This window comes from Streptomyces sp. NPDC056503 (assembly GCF_042794995.1).
In the GTDB taxonomy this organism is placed as follows: Bacteria; Actinomycetota; Actinomycetes; order Streptomycetales; family Streptomycetaceae; genus Streptomyces.
On record NZ_JBHTST010000097.1, the window covers coordinates 1 to 21,332 of the forward strand.

Here is a 21,332-nt window from a genome sequence, read left to right on the forward strand (position 1 = left end):
CACCGCTGGTGCGCGCGACGGGGGCCGTCCCCGACCGGTCCGGAGGGGTTACTTCCCCTTGCCGCCCTTGTCCTTGTCCTTGTCCCCGCCCGAGCCCATGGACTCGTAGATCTCCTTGCACATCGGACAGACCGGGTACTTCTTCGGGTCGCGACCCGGCACCCAGACCTTCCCGCAGAGTGCGACGACGGGAGTGCCGTCGAGGGCACTCGCCATGATCTTGTCCTTCTGGACGTAATGGGCGTAGCGCTCGTGGTCGCCGTCACCGTGGGACACCTGCGGCGTCGGCTCGACGAGGGTTCCCGTACCTGCCCCGCGCTCGGGCTCGAGAGTGCTCATGGGTCCCAAGGGTACTGAACCCGGCGGCCCTCAGTTGAGCGAAGGGTCGTCGGGGTAGGTGGCGACCATGGCGAGGTCGCCGCGCTGGCGGCGGAGGACCTGGCGCCACAGGGTCTCGGGCGTCGGCGAGGAGACGTCGCCGGGCTCGGACTCGACGACGTACCAGGCCCCTTCGGTCAGTTCGGCCTCCAGCTGGCCGGGGCCCCAGCCCGCGTACCCGGCGAAGATGCGGAGCGCGCCGAGGGCGGGGCCGAGGAGTTCGGGCGGGGTCTCCAGGTCGACGAGGCCGATCGCGCCGAAGACCCGGCGCCAGCCGAGCGGCCCCTCGTCGCCGGGGATGACGGCGAGGCCGAGGGCCGCGTCGAGCGAGACGGGTCCGCCCTGGAAGACGACGCCCGGCTCGCCGGCCAGACCCGCCCAGGGGGCCAGCACGTCGCCGACGGTGACGGGGGTGGGCCGGTTGAGGACGACACCGAGCGAGCCCTCGTCGTCGTGGTCGAGCAGCAGCACCACCGCGCGGTCGAAGTTCGGATCCGCGAGGGCGGGCGTGGCCACGAGCAGCCGTCCTGTGAGCGAGGACACCTCGGTCATGCGACACATGATCCCGCATCTTCGGCGAGTACGGGGGTTCTGGGGCGCAATGCCGGGAAACCCGCGGGAAGCCGAGCGAGCCTCGCAGGTCGGAAGGGGCGGGACAGGACCCACCGGACCGCCCGCCGAAACCAAGCGGACGGTGACAGTCCGCAAGATCGCGGAAACGGAGGGTGTTGTGCCGAATTCATTACGTCTGCCGACCACCCCGACCGGCCGGATCAGGGTCCAATAGCCCCTTACCCTTTTCTCTGACCACCCGACCGACGACTCCGGAACGCGAGATTCATGACCGGCACAGACGATGTCCTGCTTGTCCACGGCGGAACCCCGCTGGAGGGCGAGATCCGCGTTCGCGGCGCGAAGAACCTCGTGCCCAAGGCGATGGTCGCCGCCCTGCTCGGCAGCGGCCCCAGCAGACTGCGCAACGTGCCGGACATCCGTGACGTCCGCGTCGTCCGCGGGCTGCTCCAGCTGCACGGCGTGACGGTCCGCCCCGGCGAGGAGCCCGGCGAGCTGGTGCTCGACCCGACGCACGTCGAGTCCGCCAACGTCGCCGACATCGACGCCCACGCCGGCTCGTCGCGCATCCCGATCCTCTTCTGCGGCCCGCTGCTGCACCGCCTCGGCCACGCCTTCATCCCCGGCCTCGGCGGCTGCGACATCGGCGGCCGGCCCATCGACTTCCACTTCGACGTGCTCCGCCAGTTCGGCGCGACCATCGAGAAGCGGGACGACGGCCAGTACCTGGAGGCCCCGCAGCGCCTTCGCGGCTGCAAGATCCGCCTCCCGTACCCCTCGGTCGGCTCGACCGAGCAGGTGCTGCTCACCGCCGTCCTCGCCGAGGGCGTCACCGAGCTCTCGAACGCGGCCGTGGAGCCCGAGATCGAGGACCTCATCTGCGTCCTGCAGAAGATGGGCGCCATCATCTCGATGGACACCGACCGGACCATCCGGATCACCGGTGTCGACAGGCTCGACGGCTACACCCACCGCGCGCTCCCGGACCGCCTGGAGGCGGCCTCCTGGGCTTCCGCGGCGCTCGCCACCGAGGGCAACATCTACGTGCGCGGCGCCCAGCAGCGCTCGATGATGACCTTCCTCAACACCTACCGGAAGGTCGGCGGCGCCTTCGAGATCGACGACGAGGGCATCCGCTTCTGGCACCCGGGCGGCTCGCTGAACGCGATCCACCTGGAGACCGACGTCCACCCGGGCTTCCAGACCGACTGGCAGCAGCCGCTGGTCGTCGCCCTGACGCAGGCGTCCGGCCTCTCCATCGTCCACGAGACGGTGTACGAGTCCCGGCTCGGCTTCACCTCGGCGCTGAACCAGATGGGCGCCCACATCCAGCTGTACCGCGAGTGCCTGGGCGGCTCCGACTGCCGCTTCGGCCAGCGCAACTTCCTCCACTCGGCGGTCGTCAGCGGCCCGACCCGCCTCCAGGGCGCCGACCTGGTCATCCCCGACCTGCGCGGCGGCTTCTCGTACCTGATCGCGGCCCTCGCCGCGCAGGGCACGAGCCGGGTCCACGGCATCGAGCTGATCAACCGCGGCTACGAGAACTTCATGGAGAAGCTCGTGGAGCTCGGCGCCAAGGTCGAGCTGCCGGGCGGCGCGCTCGTGTAGGGCCTTCTCCCGGACGTACGGAAGGGCGGCCACCCCCCAGGGGGTGGCCGCCCTTTTCGTGCGCCTACAGGCTGCTTACTTGCCCTTGGCGGCTTCCTTGAGCTTGGAGCCCGCGGAGACCTTCACGCTGTAGCCGGCCGGGATGTTGATCGGGTCGCCGGTCTGCGGGTTACGAGCGGTGCGAGCGGCACGGTGGGTGCGCTCGAAGGTCAGGAAGCCGGGGATGGTGACCTTCTCGTCGCCCTTGGCGACGACCTCACCGACGGTCTCGGCGAGGGCGGCCAGCACGGCGTCGGCGTCCTTGCGGGTCACCTCGGCGCGGTCGGCCAGCGCGGCCACCAGCTCACTGCGGTTCATGTTGTTACTCCCGTGTTCTTCTTGCCTGTGAGGCGTGAGATCGAAGCCGATGCTGCCAGGGGCCTCGGACATTCCCCGGACCCGGGGTCTGCCTCTCGTGGATCCCTCGCGCCCTGGGGGTTCCCCCCTGGACGAAGTCCTCGGGGGAGCATCCTGCCCCCACCAGCGGCGGGAACGCCAATCCGGCACCCTCTGGGGTCACACGAAAAGCGCCGGAGCCCCCTGCTGATGACGTAGCGTCGACTCCCCGCAAACGGTGCGGAGCCGAAAAGCCACCCTAAAGGCGGGTTTACGGCTCCGCGAATCGCGACACGCTCGGTTACCGCTCCCCGGGGGACTCCCGGGGCCCCGCGGGGGCCGTCAGGCGCCCGCGCCCGCCGCCTTCGCCGCGGTGCGGACGGCGCCGGCGACGGCGCCCGCGACCTTGTCGTTGAAGACCGACGGGATGATGTAGTTCGGGTTCAGTTCGTCCTCGGTGACGACGTCCGCGAGGGCGGTGGCGGCCGCGAGCATCATCTCGGTGTTGACCGTGCGGGACTGCGCGTCGAGCAGGCCGCGGAAGACGCCGGGGAAGACCAGCACGTTGTTGATCTGGTTCGGGAAGTCCGAGCGGCCGGTGGCGACCACGGCGGCGGTCTGCCGCGCGGCGGCCGGGTCGACCTCCGGATCGGGGTTCGCGAGCGCGAACACGATGGAGTCCTCGGCCATCGCGGCCACGTCCTCCGCGCCCAGCAGGTTCGGGGCCGAGACGCCGATGAAGACGTCCGCGCCGACGACGGCCTCCTTGAGGGTGCCGGTGACGCCCTCCGGGTTGGTGTTGTCGGCGATCCAGCGCAGCGGGGAGTCCGCCGGGGCCGCCACCAGGTCCTCGCGGCCGGCGTGCACGACGCCGTGGATGTCGGCGACCACCGCGTGCTTCACGCCGGCGGCGATCAGCAGCTTCAGGATGGCCGTACCGGCCGCGCCGGCGCCCGACATGACGACCTTGACGTCGCCGATGCCCTTGCCGACCACGCGGAGCGCGTTGGTGAGGGCGGCGAGGACGACGATGGCGGTGCCGTGCTGGTCGTCGTGGAAGACCGGGATGTCCAGGGCCTCGCGGAGCCGGGCCTCGATCTCGAAGCAGCGCGGCGCGGAGATGTCCTCCAGGTTGATGCCCGCGAAGCCGGGGGCGATGGCCTTGACGATCTCGACGATGGCGTCGGTGTCCTGGGTGTCCAGGCAGATCGGCCAGGCGTCGATGTCGGCGAAGCGCTTGAAGAGGGCCGCCTTGCCCTCCATGACCGGCATGGCGGCCATCGGGCCGATGTTGCCGAGGCCGAGCACGGCCGAGCCGTCCGTGACGACCGCGACGGTGTTGCGCTTGATGGTGAGGCGGCGGGCGTCCTCGGGGTTCTCGGCGATCGCCATGCACACCCGGGCCACACCGGGGGTGTAGATCATCGAGAGGTCGTCACGGTTCCGGATGGGGTGCTTGGACGCCATCTCGATCTTGCCGCCGAGGTGCATCAGGAACGTACGGTCGGAGACCTTGCCGAGGACGACGCCCTCGATGTCGCGCAGCCGCTCGACGATCTCGTCGGCGTGCGCGGTGGAGGTCGCGGCGACGGTGACGTCGATCCGGAGCTTCTCGTGGCCCGAGGCCGTGACGTCGAGGCCGGTGACGGAGCCTCCGTGGGACTCGACCGCCGCCGTGAGCTGCGAGACCGCGGTGCCGCTCGCGGGCACCTCCAGCCGGACCGTCATCGAGTACGAGACGCTGGGCGCCGTTGCCATGGCCGGGTTCCTCTGCTTTCCCTAGCTTCGTTGCTACGCCGCCCCGGCTGGTTGCCCTGGCGGCGCCCTCCGATGGTCGCACCTACCTGCCGGTAGCAGGTAATGCGGTCATTTTGTTTTCGGAAAGTAGTTTCCACCATACGAGAGTCGCGCGGGCAACAGAAGAGGCCCCGGTCATCGGAAGACGACCGGGGCCTCAACTTCGTATGTACGTCTAAGTGACACCGACCCGCCATGCTCGCCTCGCGGCAAGTGGTCCCTCTGAGGGACGAAGGTTGGGCCCGGGGGCTTGGATCGAGCCGGTGTCACGACCAGGCTAACAAACCCTCCCCGAAGGTGATTCCCCCGGCGCGTGTTGACCTGAAATCGCCACCGGGAGGAGTCACCGCTCAGTCCCGCAGCAGGTCCGGGACGCCCGCCCTGTCCGGCAGGTCCCGCTCCCCCGCGAGCACCGTCAGCGCCTGCGTCGAACGGGTGAGGGCCACGTACAGGACGCGCAGTCCGGCCGGGGACTCGTCGGCGATCTCGGCCGGGGAGACGACGAGGGTGGCGTCGTACTCCAGGCCCTTCGCCTCCAGCGAGCCGAGCGCGACCACCCGGTCGCCCAGGCCGTCGAGCCAGCGGGCGGCCTCCGCCCGCCGGTCCATGGCGACGACCACGCCGACCGTGCCCTCGACCTCGGCGAGCAGCCGCTCCGCCTCGGACCGTACGGTCCCGGCCGGATCGCCGCCCTTGCGGACGGCGACGAACCGGGGCTCCACCCCGGTCGAGCGGACCGCCCTCGGCGACTCCTTCCCCGGCATGGCGAGGGCGAGGACCTTGGCGGCCAGCTCCGCGATCTCGGCCGGGTTCCGGTAGTTCACCGTCAGCTCGAAGCGGCGGCGCGGCCGGGAGCCCAGCGCCTCGTCCCGGGCGGCGGCCGCCTCGTCCGGGTCGGACCAGGAGGACTGCGCCGGGTCGCCGACGATCGTCCAGGTGGCGTGCCGGCCGCGCCGGCCGACCATGCGCCACTGCATGGGCGTCAGGTCCTGGGCCTCGTCGACGATGACGTGGGCGTACTCGGTGCGCTCGGCGGCGAGCCGCTCGGCCCGCTCGCGCTGGGTCTCCTCCCGTACCGGCATCAGCTCCTCCAGGCCGGTGAGCTGGTCCAGCGGGTCGTACTCCCGCTTCCGCTTCGGCCGGGCGGGCGCCCCGAGCAGGGTGTGCAGCTCGTCGAGGAGGGCCACGTCGTGGACGGAGAGGCCGGGACGGCGCAGCGAGCGCGCGATCCGGCGGACCTCGCCCGGGTTCAGCACCCGGCGGGCCCAGCGGCCGAGCCGCCTCTCGTCGGCCATGGCGTCGAGGACCCGGCGCGGGGCCAGTTCGGGCCACCAGGCGTCGAGGAAGCCGAGGAACGCGTCCTCGGTGGAGACGTCCTCGTCGAAGGAGGAGCGCAGTTCGGCCGCGAGTTCGGGGTCGCTGTGCCGGCCCGCCGCGCCCGAGCGGGCGTAGAGGGCGTCGAGGAGGAGCCGGCGGGCACGGGGCCGCAGCAGGTTGACGGGCGCGGTGCCGGAGAGCACGTTCTGCCGGATCCGCCGCAGCTCGCCCTCCTCCAGTTCGATCCGGCGCCCGAAGGCGACGACCCGCAGCAGCTTCGGCGTGTCGGGGCCGTCCAGGGCGCCCCGGGAGGCCTTGCGGAGCACGGCCAGCATCCGCGAGGAGCCCTTGATCCGGGAGACGGCGGGCTCGTCGTACGTGTCGGCCACTCCCCCGGCGGCGTCCTCGGCGAGGTCGCCGAGCGCCCGGATGGCGACCTGCCCCTCCTCGCCGAGGGAGGGCAGCACGCCCTCGGTGTACGAGACGAGCAGCGGCGTCGGCGAGACGATCAGGATGCCGCCGGCGTACCGCCTGCGGTCCTGGTAGAGCAGGTACGCGGCCCGGTGCAGCGCCACGGCGGTCTTCCCGGTCCCCGGCCCGCCCTCGACGTACGTGACGGAGGCGGCGGGGGCGCGGATGACGAGGTCCTGCTCGGCCTGGATGGACGAGACGATGTCCCGCATGGTGTGGCCGCGGGCCTGTCCGAGCGCGGCCATCAGCGCGCCGTCGCCGATGACGGGGAGCTCGGCGCCGCGGAGGATCGCCTTCAGCTCCGGGCGCATCAGGTCGTCCTCGACGCCGAGGACCCGCCGGCCCTTCGACCGGATGACCCGGCGGCGGACGACCCGCCCCGGCTCCACGGGCGTGGACCGGTAGAAGGGCGCGGCGGCCGGCGCGCGCCAGTCGATGACGAGCGGGGAGTAGTCGGCGTCCAGGACGCCGATGCGGCCGATGTGCAGGGTCTCGCCGATGTCGGCGGTGTTGTCGGCCCGGATGGCGTCGTCGGCCGGTTCGACGGACGTGTAGGCGCCGTCGGGCCCCTTGACCCCGTCCTTCCCCTCCAGCAGATCGATCCGCCCGAACAGGAAGTCCTCGAACTCGTTGTTGAGCCGGTTCAGGTGGACCCCGGCGCGGAAGACCTGGGCGTCGCGCTCGGCGAGGGCGCCGGGCGTGCCGACGTGCCCCTTCTGCGCGGCGTCGTTCATCAGGAACTCCGCCTCGTGGATCTTCTCCTCCAGGCGGCGGTAGACCTGGTCCAGATGTTCCTGCTCGACGCCGATCTCACGGTCTCTGACCGTGTCGACGGCTTCCTGCGCGGCCACTAAGGCCCCCTTCTGACGTGCACTGGGCAGCCGTCAAAGGTACGCCACCGGTGGCCGCCGTGTCAGGCGAGGTCCGGCGCCCGATCGTGCAGGATCCGCTGGAAGAGGAAGTGATCGCGCCACTCGCCGTCGATGTGCAGGTACCGGGGCGCGTACCCGATCCGCTCGAACCCGGCGCGGGCCAGGACGCGCTGGGAGGCGTGGTTGTCCGGAAGCGTGCACGCCTCGATCCGGTGCAGCCCCGACTCGTCGCGCGCGGCCCGCAGCACCTCGTCGACGAGCCGGCCGGCGACCCCGCGGCCCGTGCGCTCCCCGTCCACCCAGTAGCCGAGCGACGCGCTGCGGAACGGTCCCCGCACGATGCCCGAGAGGATCGCGGATCCGATGATCCGTTCCCCCTCGACGGCGAACCAGCGCAGCCCTCCGTCGGCCAGCCGTTCGGCCTGTGCCTCGGCGGTGTAGTACCGCTCGCCCCGGTGCGGCTCGGTGGCCCGCATGTGCCCCCGGTTCCGCGCCAGCGCCTCGGCCAGCGCCTCCGCGTCCTCGGCCCGGGCCTCCCGGATCCCCACCATGACGTCCATCCGCGCAACCTACCCCGCCGCCTCCCCGCGGGGACGGCGGGGTCACGGGGCGTGGGGGTCTTCGGACAGGGGGTCCAGGGAGAGCCGGTAGCCGCGTTTGACCACGGTCTGGATGAGCTTGGGGGTCCCCAGGGACGCCCGCAGGCGCGCCATCGCCGTCTCCACCGCGTGCTCGTCCCGCCCGGCCCCCGGCAGCGCCCGCAGCAGGTCCGCCCGCGACACCACCCATCCGGGCCGCCGGGCCAGCAGCCCGAGCAGCGCCATGCCGGCCGGCGGCACGGGCCGGAGCGCCCCGTCGACCAGCACCGCGTGGCCCCGGATCTCGACGCGGTGCCCGGCGACCGGCAGCACCCGTGACCGCGCGGGCAGCTCGGTACAGAGGAGCTGCACGAGCGGTCCGAGCCGGAACCGCTCGGGCTGGTACGTGGGGATGGCCTCGGCCTGGAGCGGCAGCGCCGTCACCGGCCCCACGCACACCGCCAGCACCTCGTGCCGCAGCGCCTCCACGGTCCGCTCCCGCACCCCCCGTTCGGCCGCCCGGGCGAAGAGCGAGGCCGCCGCCGGCGCGCTGGTGAAGGCGACCGCGTCGACGGAGCCGGACAGCACCGCGTCGATGAGCCGGTCGAGCGGCCCGAGGTCCTCCGGGGGCATCCAGCGGTAGACGGGCACGCCCACCACCGTCGCCCCGGCCGTCGTGAGCGCCTCGACGAAGCCGGGGAGCGGTTCGCCGTGGAGCTGGACGGCGATCCGCCGCCCGTCGACGCCTTCGGCGAGGAGCCGGTCGAGCACCTCGGCCATCGACTCGGACGAGGGCGACCAGGACTCGGTCAGCCCGGCCGCCCGGACGGCGCCCTTGACCTTGGGCCCGCGGGCGAGGAGTTCGACCCCGCGCAGCGCGTCGAGGAGCTCGGAGCCGTGGCCCCACCCCTCCGCCGCCTCGACCCAGCCGCGGAAGCCGATCGCGGTGGTGGCGACGACGACGTCCGGGGTGTTGCCGATGATCTCCTTGGTGGCGGCCAGGAGTTCGGTGTCGTCGGCGAGGGGGACGATCCGCAGCGCGGGGCCGTGCACGACGGCCGCGCCTCGCCGGCGCAACAGGGCGATGAGTTCGTCCGCGCGCCGGGCCGCGGTGACGCCGACCGTGAAGCCGGCCAGGGGTCCGTGTTCGTGCTGGTCCATGGGCATCGAGAGTGGCGCGGACGCGTGACAGTCGGGGTTCACGCGTATTTCCTGGCCGTTACGGTACGCGCCCTGCACTCCGGCTCACACCTTCGCGTATCCGGGCCGGGTCTCCGGCTCCTCGGCGGACTCGGCGGTGTCCGGGACCACGGGCGGGCGCCGAAGGTATACCGCCCAGGTGACGACCATGCAGGCGGCGTAGAAGGCGAGGAAGGCGACGAAGGCTCCGGTGCCGGTGCCGACGGTCTGGAAGGACTGCCGGAAGGCGAGGTTGATGCCGAGGCCGCCGAGGGCTCCGAGGGCCCCGATGAGGCCCATGGAGGCGCCGGAGAGGCGCCGGCCGTACGCCTCCGCGGTCTCGCCGGAGAGTCCCTTGCGGTGGCCCTGGGCGAGGAAGATCGCCGGGATCATCTTGAAGGTGGAGCCGTTGCCGAGACCGCTGAGGACGAAGAGGGCGATGAAGCCGACGAGGAAGACGGTGAGGGACTCGATCACCGAGGCGTAGATGACGACCCCGGTCGCGGCGGACATCGCGGCGAAGGTGCCGAGGGTGATGCGGGCGCCGCCGTGCTTGTCGGCGAGGGAGCCGCCGAGGGGCCGGATGAGGGAGCCGAGGAGGGGGCCGATGAAGGTGAGCGACGCGGCCTGGAGCGGGGTGCGGCCGAACTGGGTCTGGAGGACCAGGCCGAAGGCGAAGCTGTAGCCGATGAAGGAGCCGAAGGTGCCGACGTACAGGAAGGCCATGATCCAGGTGTGGCGGGCCCGTACGGCCTCGCGGACGGCGCCGGTGTCGTTCTTCACGGGCGTGAGGTTGTCCATGAAGAGCGCGGAGCAGACGGCGGCGACGACGATCAGCGGCAGGTAGACGCCGAGGACGATCCTCGGGTGCGCCGCGCCGGCGGTGCCGATGACGAGGAGGCCGACGAGCTGGACGACGGGGACGCCGATGTTGCCGCCGCCGGCGTTGAGCCCGAGCGCCCAGCCCTTCTTCCGGAGCGGGAAGAAGGCGTTGATGTTGGTCATGGAGGAGGCGAAGTTGCCGCCGCCGACGCCGGTGAGGGCGGCCACCAGGACGAAGGTGGAGTAGGAGGTGCCTGGCTCCATCACGGCGAAGGCGAAGCCGGTCGGCAGGAGCAGCATGAGGGCGCTGAAGACCGTCCAGTTGCGTCCGCCGAAGCGGGCGACGGAGAAGGTGTACGGGATGCGGATCACCGCGCCGACGACGGTCGCGGTCGCGATGAGGAAGAACTTCCCGGCGGGGTCGATGCCGTACTGGGGCCCCATGAAGAGGACCATCACGGACCACAGGCTCCAGATGGAGAAGCCGATGTGCTCGGAGAGGACGGAGAAGGCGAGGTTGCGCTTGGCGATCCGCTCGCCCTTCTCCCGCCAGAAGGTCTCGTCCTCCGGCTCCCAGACGTCGATCCAGCGCCCGGCCATGTCGCACCTCCACGGTGTCGGACCCGGTCCCGGATCCTTGTGGAAACGACGCTAGGAAGACCGCGTTTCAGGACGGTGCCGTGAGGTGACGTCGGCGGAACCTTGCTCTCACCCGGACGAACCGGACCGTGTGAGCGGCAGGCCCGGCTCCCCCTCCGGCAGCCAGGAGTCCGCCGGACGGTCGTGCCAGCCCTCCCGCTCCGCCAGCTCGGCGGCGGCCTCGCGGAGGGCGTCGAGGGCGGGGTGGCGCAGGCCCCTGCGCCAGACGAGGCTGATGGGCGAGAGCGGGACGGGGTCGACGAGGGGGCGCAGGACGCAGCCGGGCATGGGCGGGAAGCCGACGACGGCGAGGACCGGGCGGCGGTGCTTGGCCATGATCCGCTGGAACTCCTCGGTGCCGACGGCGAGCGGCGCGGGGGGCGCGAGGTGGATGCCGCGGCCGGCGAAGAGCCGGGCGGCGAGGTCGGTCCACTCGGGGGTGCGGTCGTTCCCGGCGCCGGCGTAGAGGCGTTCGCCGGCGAGCCGGCCGAGCGGCACCTCGGGCAGCGCGGCGAGCGGATGGTCGTCGGGCAGGATCACCGCCATCGGCTCGTACCGCACGAACCGCGCGTCGATCCTGGCCCGCAGCCCGGGCGCGAGCCCGCCGTACCGTCCGAAGGAGGCGTCGAGCCGCCCGGCCAGGATCTCCCCCACGGCTCCGGTGAGACCGGACTCGAAGCGGGCCATCAGCTCGTGCTCGGGGGCGAGTTCACGGGCCCGGCGCAGGATGCGTTCCTGGACCAGGCCGGGCGAGTTCAGGTCGACGAGGAGCGGGCGGGCCCCGGCCCGGAAGGCGTCGCGGAGCGCGTCGTGGGCGTCGAGGACCCGGCGGGCGTACGGCAGGAGCCGTTCGCCGTCCGGGGTGAGCGCGACCTGCCGGGTGGTCCGTACGAAGAGCTGGGCCCCGACCTCCCGCTCCAGCCGCCGGACGTCCCTGCTGAGCGCCTGCTGCGCCACGAAGAGCCGCCCGGCGGCCCGGGTGAAGTGCAGCTCCTCGGCGACGGCGGTGAAGGCGCGCAGCAGTCGGGGGTCGATGTCGTACGGAGTGGACACCCGCCGCATTCAACAACACGGGTGCGTGAATCGCGACCCCACGGGTGTTGGACGGCGCGGGCGCGCGGGCCGGAGCCTTGGTCCATGCCTCACCAGCTTCTCGTCCCCACGCCGGCGGGCCCGGGCCTGGCCCCCCGCTACCGCGACCGGCCCGCCGCGCTCCCCCGCAACCCCTACCTCCGGCTCTTCGCCCTCCCCGGCACGCGCGCGTTCACGGCCGGGAACCTGATCGCGCGGCTGCCCTCGGGGATGTTCGGCATCAGCGGGGTGATCATGATCTCGGCGGCGTACGACTCCTACGCCCTGGCCGGTTCGGTCGCCGCGACCGGCCTGGTGGCGGGGGCGCTGACCGCGCCCTGGGTGGCCCGGCTGGTCGACCGGCACGGGCAGGCCCGGATCGCCGTCCCGGCCGCCGCGCTCGCCGCCCTCGGGCAGGTGCTCCTCGCGCTCTGCGTCCTCGGGCGGGCACCGGCCTGGGCGCTGTTCGCGGCGGTCGCGCTGACCGCGACCGGCCCGAACGCGGGCGGCATGTCCCGGGCCCGGTGGGCGCACCTGCTCCGGGGCGACCCGGCGGCGCTGCACACGGCCAACTCCTTCGAGCAGGCCGTCGACGAGCTCTGCTTCATGCTCGGCCCGGTGCTGGCGGCGGTGGCCTGCTCGGCGTTCTTCCCGGAGGCGGGCACCCTGCTGGCCGCCGGCCTCCTCCTGGCCGGCGTCCTGCTCTTCACCGCCCAGCGGTCGACCGAGCCGCCGGTCGCGCCGCGCACCTCCGCGGGCTCGCCGCTGCGCCTCCCCGGGACGGTCCCGCTGCTCGCGGTCTTCCTCGCCACCGGCGCGGTCTTCGGCTCGATGGAGGTGACCGCCCTGGCGTTCGTGGACGGCCCGGTCGCCGGCCCGGTGCTGGCCCTCCAGGCGGCGGGCTCCTGCGCGGCGGGCCTGCTCTACGGGCGGGCCCGCCGCACCGCCGGCCTGCGCCTCTGCCTGGCGGCGATGACGCTCGTGATGGCGGCGCCCCTGCTGGCGGCGAGGACGGGCTCGCTCGCGGCCCTGGCCGCCGGCCTGCTGGTGGCGGGCATGGCGACGGCCCCGACGATGGTCACGGGGATGGGCCTGGTGCAGCGGATCGTCCCGCCGTCCCGGCTGAACGAGGGCATGACCCTGGCGGTGACCGCGCTCCTGGCGGGCGTGGCGGCGGGCTCGGCCACGGCGGGCTGGACCGCCGACCACGCCCCGGACCCCACCCTGGGCTTCGTCCTTCCGGTCACGGCGGCGGCGCTGGCGCTGGGCCTGTGCGCGGCGACCGGCGTCGGCCGCCGCGCCCGGGAGTGACGCCCCGGAGGGCATGACAAAGGCCCGGCGGCCGCTCGCGCGACCACCGGGCCTCTGCCCACATGGGATGAGTGGAGATGGCGGGAATCGAACCCGCGTCCAACGGTGCGGAACCAGGGCTTCTCCGTGTGCAGTCTGGTACGAGTTTCTCAGCCCTCCGGATCACCCAGACAAGTCCGGAACGGGCTCAGCCACTGTTTGATTTCCCTCTTCACCCCGTGACCGGGATCAAGGTTTAGTCCCCTTCATGATGCCAGGATCCGGGTCGGGAACAGCCCCGGGCTGACACTTCGCAAGTCGCTACTTAGGCAGCGAGGGCGAAGGAATCGCGCTTGGTGTTGGCGATTATAGGTTTCGGCGCGTGGTTTACGAGATCATTGCCGCTTCCTCGACACGCTTCCCCTGCTTCGACATCCGCTGTCGAAACCGATCATCCCCATGTTGATTTTTCAAATCGCGCACCCTCTGTGGGGTGCGCTGCCCATCGTACGTGAACCGCGGCCGCGGTTGCCAGCGGATTAACGCTCCTGGCCGCGCTGGCGCCGCTTCGCCGCCGCGACGGCGCGGGCGGTCTCGCGGGTGTCCTGCTTCTCCCGCAGGGTCTGCCGCTTGTCGAACTCCTTCTTGCCCTTGGCGAGCGCGATCTCGCACTTCACCCGGCCGCCCAGGAAGTACAGCGCGAGGGGCACGATCGTGTGACCGGTCTCCGACGCCTTCTGCTCCAGCTTGTCGATCTCCGCCCGGTGCAGCAGCAGCTTCCGCTTCCGCTTCGCCGAGTGGTTGGTCCAGCTGCCCTGCATGTACTCGGGCACGTGGATGTTGTACAGCCACGCCTCGTTGCCCTCGATCTGGACGAAGCCGTCCACCAGCGAGGCCCGCCCCATCCGGAGCGACTTCACCTCCGTGCCCATGAGCGCCACGCCCGCCTCGTACGTGTCGAGGATGAGGTAGTCGTGGCGCGCCTTCTTGTTCTGCGCGATGAGCTTGCGCTCCGGCCCCTTGTCCTGGGCCTTCTTGGCAGGCTTGCCCTGCACGTTGACGAGTCCCTTAGCCATAGTGCGGTCATTTTCGCACTACGAGCCCCCTCCGAGGCCACTCAATACCGTGCGGGCCCGTTCCTCCGCCCCTTCCCCGGCCGGCAGGTCGGGGGCGATGCCCCGTCCGTCGACCTCGTGACCGGCGGGGGTCCGGTAGTGGCCCACGGTCAGCTCCGCCACCGAACCGTCCGGGAGGGTGCTCGGCATCTGCACCGAGCCCTTGCCGAAGGTCTTGGAGCCGACGGTGACCGCCCGGCCCCGGTCCTGGAGCGCGCCGGTGAGCAGCTCGGCCGCGCTCATGGTGCCGCCGTCGACCAGCGCGACCAGGGGGCGGCCGGTGTCGCCGCCGCGCTCCGCGTACAGGGCCCGCTGCTCGCCCTCGACGTCGTACGTGGCGACGAGCCCGCCGTCGAGGAAGGCGGAGGCGGCGGAGGCCGCCTCGTCGACCAGACCGCCGGAGTTCCCGCGCAGGTCGAGCAGGACGCCCGCGCCGGCCGGGGCGGTCCTGACGGCCTCCCGCACCCGCGCGCCGACGCCCTTGCTGAAGGCGGCGATCCGGATGACGACGGTCCGCGCGTCGGGGCGGATGACGGTGACGGGGTCGGTGGCGAGCCGTTCCCGGCGCAGGGTCTGGGTCCAGGTCATGCCGCCCCGCCGGACCCGGAGGGCCACGGTGGAGCCGGGCACGCCGTCGCCGCGCAGCAGGGAGACGACCTCGGAGACGGACTGGCCGTCGGTGGCGCGCCCGTCGACCGCGAGCAGCCGGTCCCCGACGCGCACCCCGGCCCGCTCGGCGGGCCCTCCGGGCCGCACCCGGGTGACCCGGACGCCGCCGTCCGCACCGGAGGGCGCACGACCGCCGTCACGGCCCGCCGCGGCGCCCGTACGGCCCGGCGCGCCGCCCGTCGTGCCGGCGGAGAGGCCGACGCCGGTGTAGACGCCGTCGAGGGACTGCTCGAACTCGGCGTACTCCCGCCGGTCGTACACCGCGCCCCAGCGGTCGCCGCTGCGGCTGACGAACTCCTCGGCGGCCTGCTTGCCCGACTTTCCGTCGGCGGCCGCCTCGGCGGCGAAGCGGTGGAGGGCCGCCCGGTCGAAGGCGGTACGGTCCCCGGCGCCGGCCCGGGGCTCCCGCCCGGCACCGTCGTCCTCCCGGGGCAGCGCGCCGGTCGCGGCGCCGGTGGCGAGGACTCCGGCGAAGACGAGCGTGAGAACGGCCCCGCGGACGACACCGCGGGGCCGGAGACAGAGGGGCGCGGGGCCGGCCGGCATGGCGCCCACTCTAGGACAAGGCGGCGGCGTCACAGGGGCTTTGGCCCGAGGACGCCACCCGCCGTCAGGGGTCTCTTCTCACACCTTCAGGTACTTGCGCAGCGCGATGAACGCGGCAACCGAGGGCATCAGCAGTCCGATGACGATCACCAGCGGCAGCTGGGCGAGGACCACGTCCCAGCCGATGAAGTTCACCAGCGGCATCTGCTCGGCGAGGTTCAGGCCGTGGTCGACGAGGAAGTACCGGCCGGCCACGAGCAGCACACAGGCGAAGGCGCCGCCGATGAGGCCCGAGAAGGCGGCCTCCATGATGAACGGCATCTGGATGTAGAAGCTGGAGGCGCCGACCAGCCGCATGATGCCGGTCTCGCGGCGGCGGCTGAAGGCCGAGACGCGGACCGTGTTGATGATCAGCATCAGCGCGATCACCAGCATCAGGAGCATCAGCGCGACGGCCGCGTAGTTCACGCTGCGCATCATGTTGAACAGCGTCTCCAGGATGGAGCGCTGGTCCTGGACGGACTCCACGCCGTCCCGGCCGGCGAAGGCGGTGGCGACCACCTTGTACTTCTCCGGGTCCTTCAGCTTCACCCGGAGCGACTCCTGCATCTGGTCCGGGGTGATGACGGAGGCGATGGCGGTGTCGCCGTACTGCTCCTTGTAGTGCGCGAAGGCCTCCTCGGCCTTCTCGTGGATGACGTTCTCCACGATGTCCATCTTCTTCAGATCGGCCTGGATCTGTTCGCGCTGCTGCTTGGTGACGGCACCCTTGGCGCACTTGGGCGAGGTCGAGGCGTCCGTCTTGTTGCAGAGGAAGATGGAGACGTTGACCTTGTCGTACCAGTAGTCCTTCATCGTGGAGACCTGCTCGCGCATGAGCAGGGCACCGCCGAAGAGGGCCAGCGACAGGGCCACGGAGACGATGACCGCGAAGGTCATCGTCAGGTTGCGCCGGAGGCCGACGCCGATCTCGGAGAGCACGAACTGAGCGCGCATGGTGTTCTGGTTCCCCCGCCGTCAGTGCTGGTAGCCGTAGACGCCGCGGGCCTGGTCGCGGACGAGGCGGCCCTTCTCCAGCTCGATGACGCGCTTGCGCATCTGGTCGACGATGTTCTGGTCGTGGGTCGCCATGACGACGGTGGTCCCTGTCCTGTTGATGCGGTCCAGCAGCTTCATGATGCCGACGGAGGTCTGCGGGTCGAGGTTGCCGGTCGGCTCGTCGGCGATCAGCAGCATCGGGCGGTTGACGAACGCGCGGGCGATCGCGACGCGCTGCTGCTCACCACCGGACAGCTCGCCCGGCATGCGGTCCTCCTTGCCGCCGAGACCGACCAGGTCGAGCACCTGGGGCACGGCCTTGCGGATCTCGCCGCGCGGCTTGCCGATGACCTCCTGGGCGAAGGCCACGTTCTGTGCGACCGTCTTGTTGGGCAGCAGGCGGAAGTCCTGGAAGACGGTGCCGAGCTGGCGCCGCATGTGCGGCACCTTCCAGTTGGACAGCCGGGCGAGGTCCTTGCCGAGGACGTGCACCTGCCCTTGGCTGGCGCGCTCCTCCCGCAGGAGCAGGCGGAGGAAAGTCGACTTTCCGGAGCCGGACGAACCGACGAGGAAGACGAACTCCCCCTTCTCGATCTCCAGGGATACATCCCGGAGCGCGGGGCGGTTCTGCTTCGGATAGGACTTGGAGACGTTGTCGAATCGGATCACGAATGCACCACGGTCGGCCGGGAGTAGGTGTGCGTGACCTTACGCGAACCGGGAAGCCCCGCGCAGTCGCGGTCCTGGCTTGCGTGCTTTATCCTTTTTCACCCTCCCGGGCGGCGCAATGCCGGGACGAGGGCGTTCGCGGCCGGGGCGCGCCGGAACCCCGCGGAGCTGGCACAGTGGTAGGGGGAACGTCCGGATCGTGCCGGGCGTTGTCCTGGTGTGAGCCCCGTGCGGGAGGAGGAGAGCGTATGACCTACGACCGACTGGTGTGCGCCAACTGCGCGGCCCCGGTCGCCGAGGGACGCTGCCCCGTCTGCCGGGCCAACCGCGAGCGCCTGACACCGCAGGGACTGTCCCCCGCGATGGTGCTGACGCTGGTGATCGCCCTGCTGGGCACGCTGGCGCTGCTGGCGGCGGTCCGCACGGTGTAAGCGGTACACGAGCCGGAGAGCGGAAGCCGAAGGGCCGGGGAGGAAGCCTCCCCGGCCCTTCGTCGTACGTGACGCTAGCGCGCTACGCCGCTCAGACGGCGGCGCCGCGACCGCCGCCCACCAGGCGCGGCAGGAAGCGGAAGCCGATGCCACCGGCGATCATGGTGGCGGCGCCGATGATCAGGAAGGACGTCTCGGCCGCACCGGTCTCGGCGAGCTCCTCCTTGGCCTCGCCCTGCTGGACCGGCTGGGAGCCGGCCTGCTGGGTGTCGGTGTTGTTGTTGGAGCCGGTCGAGCCGTTGGAGCCGGTCGAGCCGGTCTCGACGCACTCGACACCGTCGAGGTCGACGGTGCAGTTGCCGGAACCGCCGTCGGCGGACGAGCCGCCGTCGGTCGAGCCACCGGTCGTGCTGGTGGAGCCGGAGTCCGAGCCGCTGCCGTTGCCGGAGCCGCTGTCGGAGCCGTTGCCGCCGTTGCCGTTCCCGTTGGAACCGTTGCCGTTGCCGTTCCCGTTCGAGCCGTTCCCGTTGGAACCGCTCGACGAGTTGCCGCCGTCGGTGGACGCGCCACCGTCGGTCGAGGCGCCACCGTCGGTGGACGCGCCACCGTCGGTCGAGGCACCACCATCGGTCGAGGCGCCACCGTCGGTGGACGCGCCACCGTCCGTGGAGGCACCACCGTCGGTCGAAGCACCACCATCGGTGGACGCGCCACCATCGGTCGAGGCACCACCATCGGTGGACGCACCACCATCGGTCGAAGCACCACCGTCGGTGGACGCGCCACCGTCGGTCGAAGCGCCACCATCGGTCGAGGCACCACCATCGGTGGACGCGCCACCATCGGTCGAGGCACCACCGTCGGTGGACGCGCCGCCGTCCTCGCCACAGCCGAGCGGGTCGACCTCACACGGCGGGTCGTCCTGCGGGGACGAGTAGGAGGCGATGTTGTCGTCGTTGCCGGCGCTGACGGCCTGCGCGGCGCCGGCCGCGGTCAGGGACGCACCGGCGATGATCACGGCACCGGCCGCGACTCGCGCCAGGCGGACTCGCGTCTTGTTGGTCATCTGGTTGCTACCCCCAGTAGCTTCATCTCGTCATGGGGCAGCGCCAGGGGCCCCGGGCACGGGGGGCGACATGGTTACTGGACCTGCTCCCCGTTCACACGCGCCCCAGATATGCGCATGCCATCCAGCCACCCTTCCGAGTTTCCGATGCAGCGTCAAGGTCGTTGCGCGTGCGATGCCCGAAAGATCACCAGTTGGCCGTCATATGACGATGCAACTGTGACGTAAACCCGGAAGTACGGGCCCTGTACCGGCAGTTACCTTGTCGACAAAGCGCTCCGCTCGCCCGCGAACCGCTTGCAGCGGCGAACGCACCGGGCCCCGCACCGAGAGGTGCGGGGCCCGGGAACGAACGCTGCGGGAAGCCTACTTGGCCTGCTCCTGCTGCTTGCGCCAGCGGATGCCGGCCTCCAGGAAGCCGTCGATCTCGCCGTCCAGGACGGACTGCGGGTTGCCGACCTCGAACTCCGTACGGAGGTCCTTGACCATCTGGTACGGGTGGAGGACGTACGACCGCATCTGGTTGCCCCAGGAGCTGCCGCTGTCCTTGAGGGCGTCCATCTTGGCCCGCTCCTCCTGGCGCTGACGCTCCAGGAGCTTGGCCTGGAGGACGTTCATGGCGCTCGCCTTGTTCTGGATCTGGGAGCGCTCGTTCTGGCAGGAGACGACGATGCCGGTCGGGAGGTGCGTGATGCGCACGGCCGAGTCGGTGGTGTTGACGCCCTGGCCGCCGGGGCCCGAGGCGCGGTACACGTCGATGCGCAGGTCCGACTCCTCGATCTCGACGTGGTCCGAGGACTCGACGACGGGAAGGATCTCGACGCCCGCGAAGGAGGTCTGGCGGCGGCCCTGGTTGTCGAAGGGCGAGATGCGCACCAGACGGTGGGTGCCCTGCTCGACGGAGAGCGTGCCGTAGGCGTACGGCGCCTTGACGACGAAGGTGGTCGACTTGATGCCGGCCTCTTCCGCGTACGAGGTCTCGTAGATCTCGGTCGAGTAGCCGTGGCGCTCGGCCCAGCGCAGGTACATGCGCTGGAGGCGCTCGGCGAAGTCGGAGGCGTCGACGCCACCGGCCTCGGCGCGGATGTTGACCAGCGCCTCGCGCTCGTCGTACTCGCCGGAGAGGAGGGTGCGGACCTCCATCTCGTCGAGCGCCTTGCGCACGGCGGTCAGCTCGGTCTCCGCCTCGGCGCGGGTGTCCGCGTCGTCCATCTCCTCGGCGAGGTCGAAGAGGACGCCCAGGTCGTCGATGCGGCCGCGCAGCGCCTCGGCCTTGCGGACCTCGGCCTGGAGGTGCGAAAGCTTGCTCGTGATCTTCTGCGCCGCCTCCGGGTCGTCCCAGAGGGACGGGGCCGCGGCCTGCTCTTCGAGCACGGCGATGTCTGCCCTCATCTTGTCGAGGTCCAGGACGGCCTCGATCGACCCCATGGTCGAGGAGAGGGACTTCAGCTCTTCGGATACATCGACGACTGCCACGCGTCCAGCGTAACGGCTCCCGGCCCCGAGCCGAACCTACGGCCGCCCGGCCTGTGGACGACCCGCCCCCCGCCGCGCCCCTACGGCCGCGCGGGCTGCGAGGACGGGCGGGAGTCCTGCGGCGGCGCCCCTTCGTCCCCGGCGAGCGCCAGATAGCCGCCGGCGCCGAGCGCGCCCGCCGCCACGGCGGCCGCGATGCCGAGGACGATCCGGCGCTTGCGGACGGCCCCGGCCCTGTTGCGGGCCGAGCCGGGCCGGCGGCCGCCGGCCGGACGCGGGGCGCGGGCGGTGCCGTGCGGGCCACCGGACAGCTCCTCGGGGCCGGGCACGCGCATGGAGGTGTGGGTGTCGCGGTGGGAGTCGGCGGAGGCGCCGGGCACCAGCGGGACGGCGGCACGGCGGCGGCCGGTGTCCGCGGGCGTGCCGGTGGAGGTCGCGTACGCGGGGTCCTCGTACGGCTCCGGGGGCGCGGGCTCGGCGTCCGGCTCGTCCACGTCCAGCGGCGGGATGCCCTTGAGCAGCGGCAGGACGTCGGCGAGGCGGGCGGCCAGCTCGGAGGCGCGCAGCCGGGAGGCGGGGGCCTTGGCGAGGCACTGGACGAGCAGCTGCCAGAGCTCCTCGGGGATGCCGGGGAGCGGGACGACGGTCTCGGTGACGTGCCGGCGCAGGACGGCGCCGGGGTGGCCGCCGCCGAACGGCGTGAAGCCGGCCAGGAGCTCGTACAGGACGGTGGCGAGGGCGTAGATGTCGACGGCGGCGCGGGTCGGCAGGCCCTCGACGATCTCGGGGGCGAGGTAGTCGGGGGTGCCGATGATCCGGGTGGCCTTGGTGCGGCCGGGGGTGTCGATGAGCTTGGCGACGCCGAAGTCGGTGAGGAGGGCGGGGTGGGCTCCGCCGGGGCCGAGCGGGCCCTCCATGTCGAGGAGGATGTTCTCCGGCTTCACGTCCCGGTGGACGACGCCGGCCGCGTGGGCGGCGGCGAGGCCCTCCGCGACGTCGCGGATGATCGCGACGGCGGCCTCGGGGGCGAGGCGGCGCTCGCGGTCGAGGCGGGTGCGCAGGTCGGTGCCGCGGACCAGGTCCATGACGAGGGCGAGGTCGTTGCCGTCGACGACGAGGTCGCGGACCTTGACCACGCGCGGGTGGTCGAGCCCGAGCAGGGCGGTCCGCTCCTGCACGAAGCGGCCGACGAGTTCCTGGTCGGAGGCCAGGTCCTCGCGCAGCAGTTTGACGGCGACGGGCCCTTCGGGCCCCTCGCCGAGCCACACCGTTCCGGCACTGCCCCGCCCGAGGATCTGGTGGGTGGTGTAGCGGCTGCCGATGTTCCGTGCCAAGACTGCTCCCTCAGCGGC

19 protein-coding genes and 1 other RNA gene are annotated in these 21,332 nt (G+C 72.0%); 3 read left to right on the forward strand and 17 right to left on the reverse strand.

All coding sequences use genetic code 11. The features are described from left to right. Positions 1 to 48: 48 nt before the first annotated feature. A complete protein-coding gene (locus ACFQ8C_RS25485; RefSeq protein ID WP_037879418.1) occupies positions 49 to 339 on the reverse strand; it encodes a DUF3039 domain-containing protein in 291 nt (96 codons plus the stop codon). A 30-nt stretch (positions 340 to 369) separates the two neighbouring features. Beyond that, on the reverse strand, positions 370 to 930 hold the full coding sequence (locus tag ACFQ8C_RS25490) for a YqgE/AlgH family protein (RefSeq protein ID WP_383461650.1): 561 nt from the start codon (positions 928 to 930) through the stop codon (positions 370 to 372). A 288-nt stretch (positions 931 to 1,218) separates the two neighbouring features. Here ACFQ8C_RS25490 and murA point away from each other — a divergent pair, with 288 nt between their 5' ends. Then, entirely contained in the window at positions 1,219 to 2,559 is a 1,341-nt protein-coding gene (gene murA, locus ACFQ8C_RS25495) for a UDP-N-acetylglucosamine 1-carboxyvinyltransferase (RefSeq protein WP_383461652.1), read from the forward strand. Between the two features lie 75 nt (positions 2,560 to 2,634). Here murA and ACFQ8C_RS25500 read toward each other — a convergent pair whose 3' ends face one another. The 7 genes from ACFQ8C_RS25500 to ACFQ8C_RS25530 form a co-directional block, all read right to left on the reverse strand. Next, a complete protein-coding gene (locus tag ACFQ8C_RS25500) occupies positions 2,635 to 2,916 on the reverse strand; it encodes an HU family DNA-binding protein (RefSeq protein WP_017237029.1) in 282 nt (93 codons plus the stop codon). Between the two features lie 360 nt (positions 2,917 to 3,276). After that, positions 3,277 to 4,692, reverse strand: a complete 1,416-nt coding sequence (locus ACFQ8C_RS25505; protein WP_383461654.1) for an NAD-dependent malic enzyme — start codon at positions 4,690 to 4,692, stop codon at positions 3,277 to 3,279. Positions 4,693 to 5,081: 389 nt separating this feature from the next. Continuing rightward, complete coding sequence (locus ACFQ8C_RS25510; RefSeq protein ID WP_383461656.1) at positions 5,082 to 7,370, reverse strand: HelD family protein; 2,289 nt, start codon at positions 7,368 to 7,370, stop codon at positions 5,082 to 5,084. Between the two features lie 62 nt (positions 7,371 to 7,432). Then, positions 7,433 to 7,951, reverse strand: coding sequence for a GNAT family N-acetyltransferase (locus tag ACFQ8C_RS25515; protein WP_383461658.1), 519 nt, complete (start codon positions 7,949 to 7,951; stop codon positions 7,433 to 7,435). Between the two features lie 42 nt (positions 7,952 to 7,993). Beyond that, on the reverse strand, positions 7,994 to 9,130 hold the full coding sequence (locus tag ACFQ8C_RS25520) for a uroporphyrinogen-III synthase (RefSeq protein WP_383461660.1): 1,137 nt from the start codon (positions 9,128 to 9,130) through the stop codon (positions 7,994 to 7,996). A gap of 84 nt (positions 9,131 to 9,214) precedes the next feature. Then, a complete protein-coding gene (locus ACFQ8C_RS25525; RefSeq protein ID WP_383461662.1) occupies positions 9,215 to 10,570 on the reverse strand; it encodes a nitrate/nitrite transporter in 1,356 nt (451 codons plus the stop codon). A 108-nt stretch (positions 10,571 to 10,678) separates the two neighbouring features. Next, entirely contained in the window at positions 10,679 to 11,662 is a 984-nt protein-coding gene (locus ACFQ8C_RS25530; protein ID WP_383461664.1) for a LysR family transcriptional regulator, read from the reverse strand. Positions 11,663 to 11,746: 84 nt separating this feature from the next. Here ACFQ8C_RS25530 and ACFQ8C_RS25535 point away from each other — a divergent pair, with 84 nt between their 5' ends. Next, the gene (locus ACFQ8C_RS25535) at positions 11,747 to 12,991 is read left to right on the forward strand and encodes an MFS transporter (RefSeq protein WP_383461666.1); all 1,245 of its coding nucleotides are present in this window, start codon (positions 11,747 to 11,749) and stop codon (positions 12,989 to 12,991) included. A gap of 69 nt (positions 12,992 to 13,060) precedes the next feature. On the opposite strand, the gene ssrA is transcribed toward ACFQ8C_RS25535, so the two are convergent. The 5 genes from ssrA to ftsE form a co-directional block, all read right to left on the reverse strand. Then, positions 13,061 to 13,429: a transfer-messenger RNA gene (gene ssrA / locus ACFQ8C_RS25540) on the reverse strand. Positions 13,430 to 13,509: 80 nt separating this feature from the next. Beyond that, a complete protein-coding gene (smpB, locus tag ACFQ8C_RS25545; RefSeq protein WP_383461668.1) occupies positions 13,510 to 14,046 on the reverse strand; it encodes an SsrA-binding protein SmpB in 537 nt (178 codons plus the stop codon). A gap of 18 nt (positions 14,047 to 14,064) precedes the next feature. Next, a complete protein-coding gene (locus ACFQ8C_RS25550; RefSeq protein WP_383461670.1) occupies positions 14,065 to 15,300 on the reverse strand; it encodes a S41 family peptidase in 1,236 nt (411 codons plus the stop codon). Positions 15,301 to 15,378: 78 nt separating this feature from the next. Next, a complete protein-coding gene (gene ftsX / locus ACFQ8C_RS25555) occupies positions 15,379 to 16,296 on the reverse strand; it encodes a permease-like cell division protein FtsX (RefSeq protein WP_351104980.1) in 918 nt (305 codons plus the stop codon). A 21-nt stretch (positions 16,297 to 16,317) separates the two neighbouring features. Beyond that, positions 16,318 to 17,007: a cell division ATP-binding protein FtsE gene (gene ftsE, locus ACFQ8C_RS25560; protein WP_053648390.1), complete on the reverse strand. Its 690-nt coding sequence runs from the start codon at positions 17,005 to 17,007 to the stop codon at positions 16,318 to 16,320. A gap of 248 nt (positions 17,008 to 17,255) precedes the next feature. Between ftsE and ACFQ8C_RS25565 the strand changes: the two genes are divergently transcribed. Next, positions 17,256 to 17,438, forward strand: coding sequence for a hypothetical protein (locus tag ACFQ8C_RS25565; protein WP_169084278.1), 183 nt, complete (start codon positions 17,256 to 17,258; stop codon positions 17,436 to 17,438). 91 nt (positions 17,439 to 17,529) lie between these two features. Here ACFQ8C_RS25565 and ACFQ8C_RS25570 read toward each other — a convergent pair whose 3' ends face one another. The 3 genes from ACFQ8C_RS25570 to ACFQ8C_RS25580 form a co-directional block, all read right to left on the reverse strand. Beyond that, positions 17,530 to 18,504: a hypothetical protein gene (locus ACFQ8C_RS25570; protein WP_383461672.1), complete on the reverse strand. Its 975-nt coding sequence runs from the start codon at positions 18,502 to 18,504 to the stop codon at positions 17,530 to 17,532. A gap of 366 nt (positions 18,505 to 18,870) precedes the next feature. After that, positions 18,871 to 19,980: a peptide chain release factor 2 gene (prfB, locus tag ACFQ8C_RS25575; RefSeq protein WP_359533419.1), complete on the reverse strand. Its 1,110-nt coding sequence runs from the start codon at positions 19,978 to 19,980 to the stop codon at positions 18,871 to 18,873. Between the two features lie 80 nt (positions 19,981 to 20,060). After that, positions 20,061 to 21,314, reverse strand: coding sequence for a serine/threonine-protein kinase (locus tag ACFQ8C_RS25580; protein WP_383461673.1), 1,254 nt, complete (start codon positions 21,312 to 21,314; stop codon positions 20,061 to 20,063). Between the last annotated feature and the right edge of the window lie 18 nt (positions 21,315 to 21,332).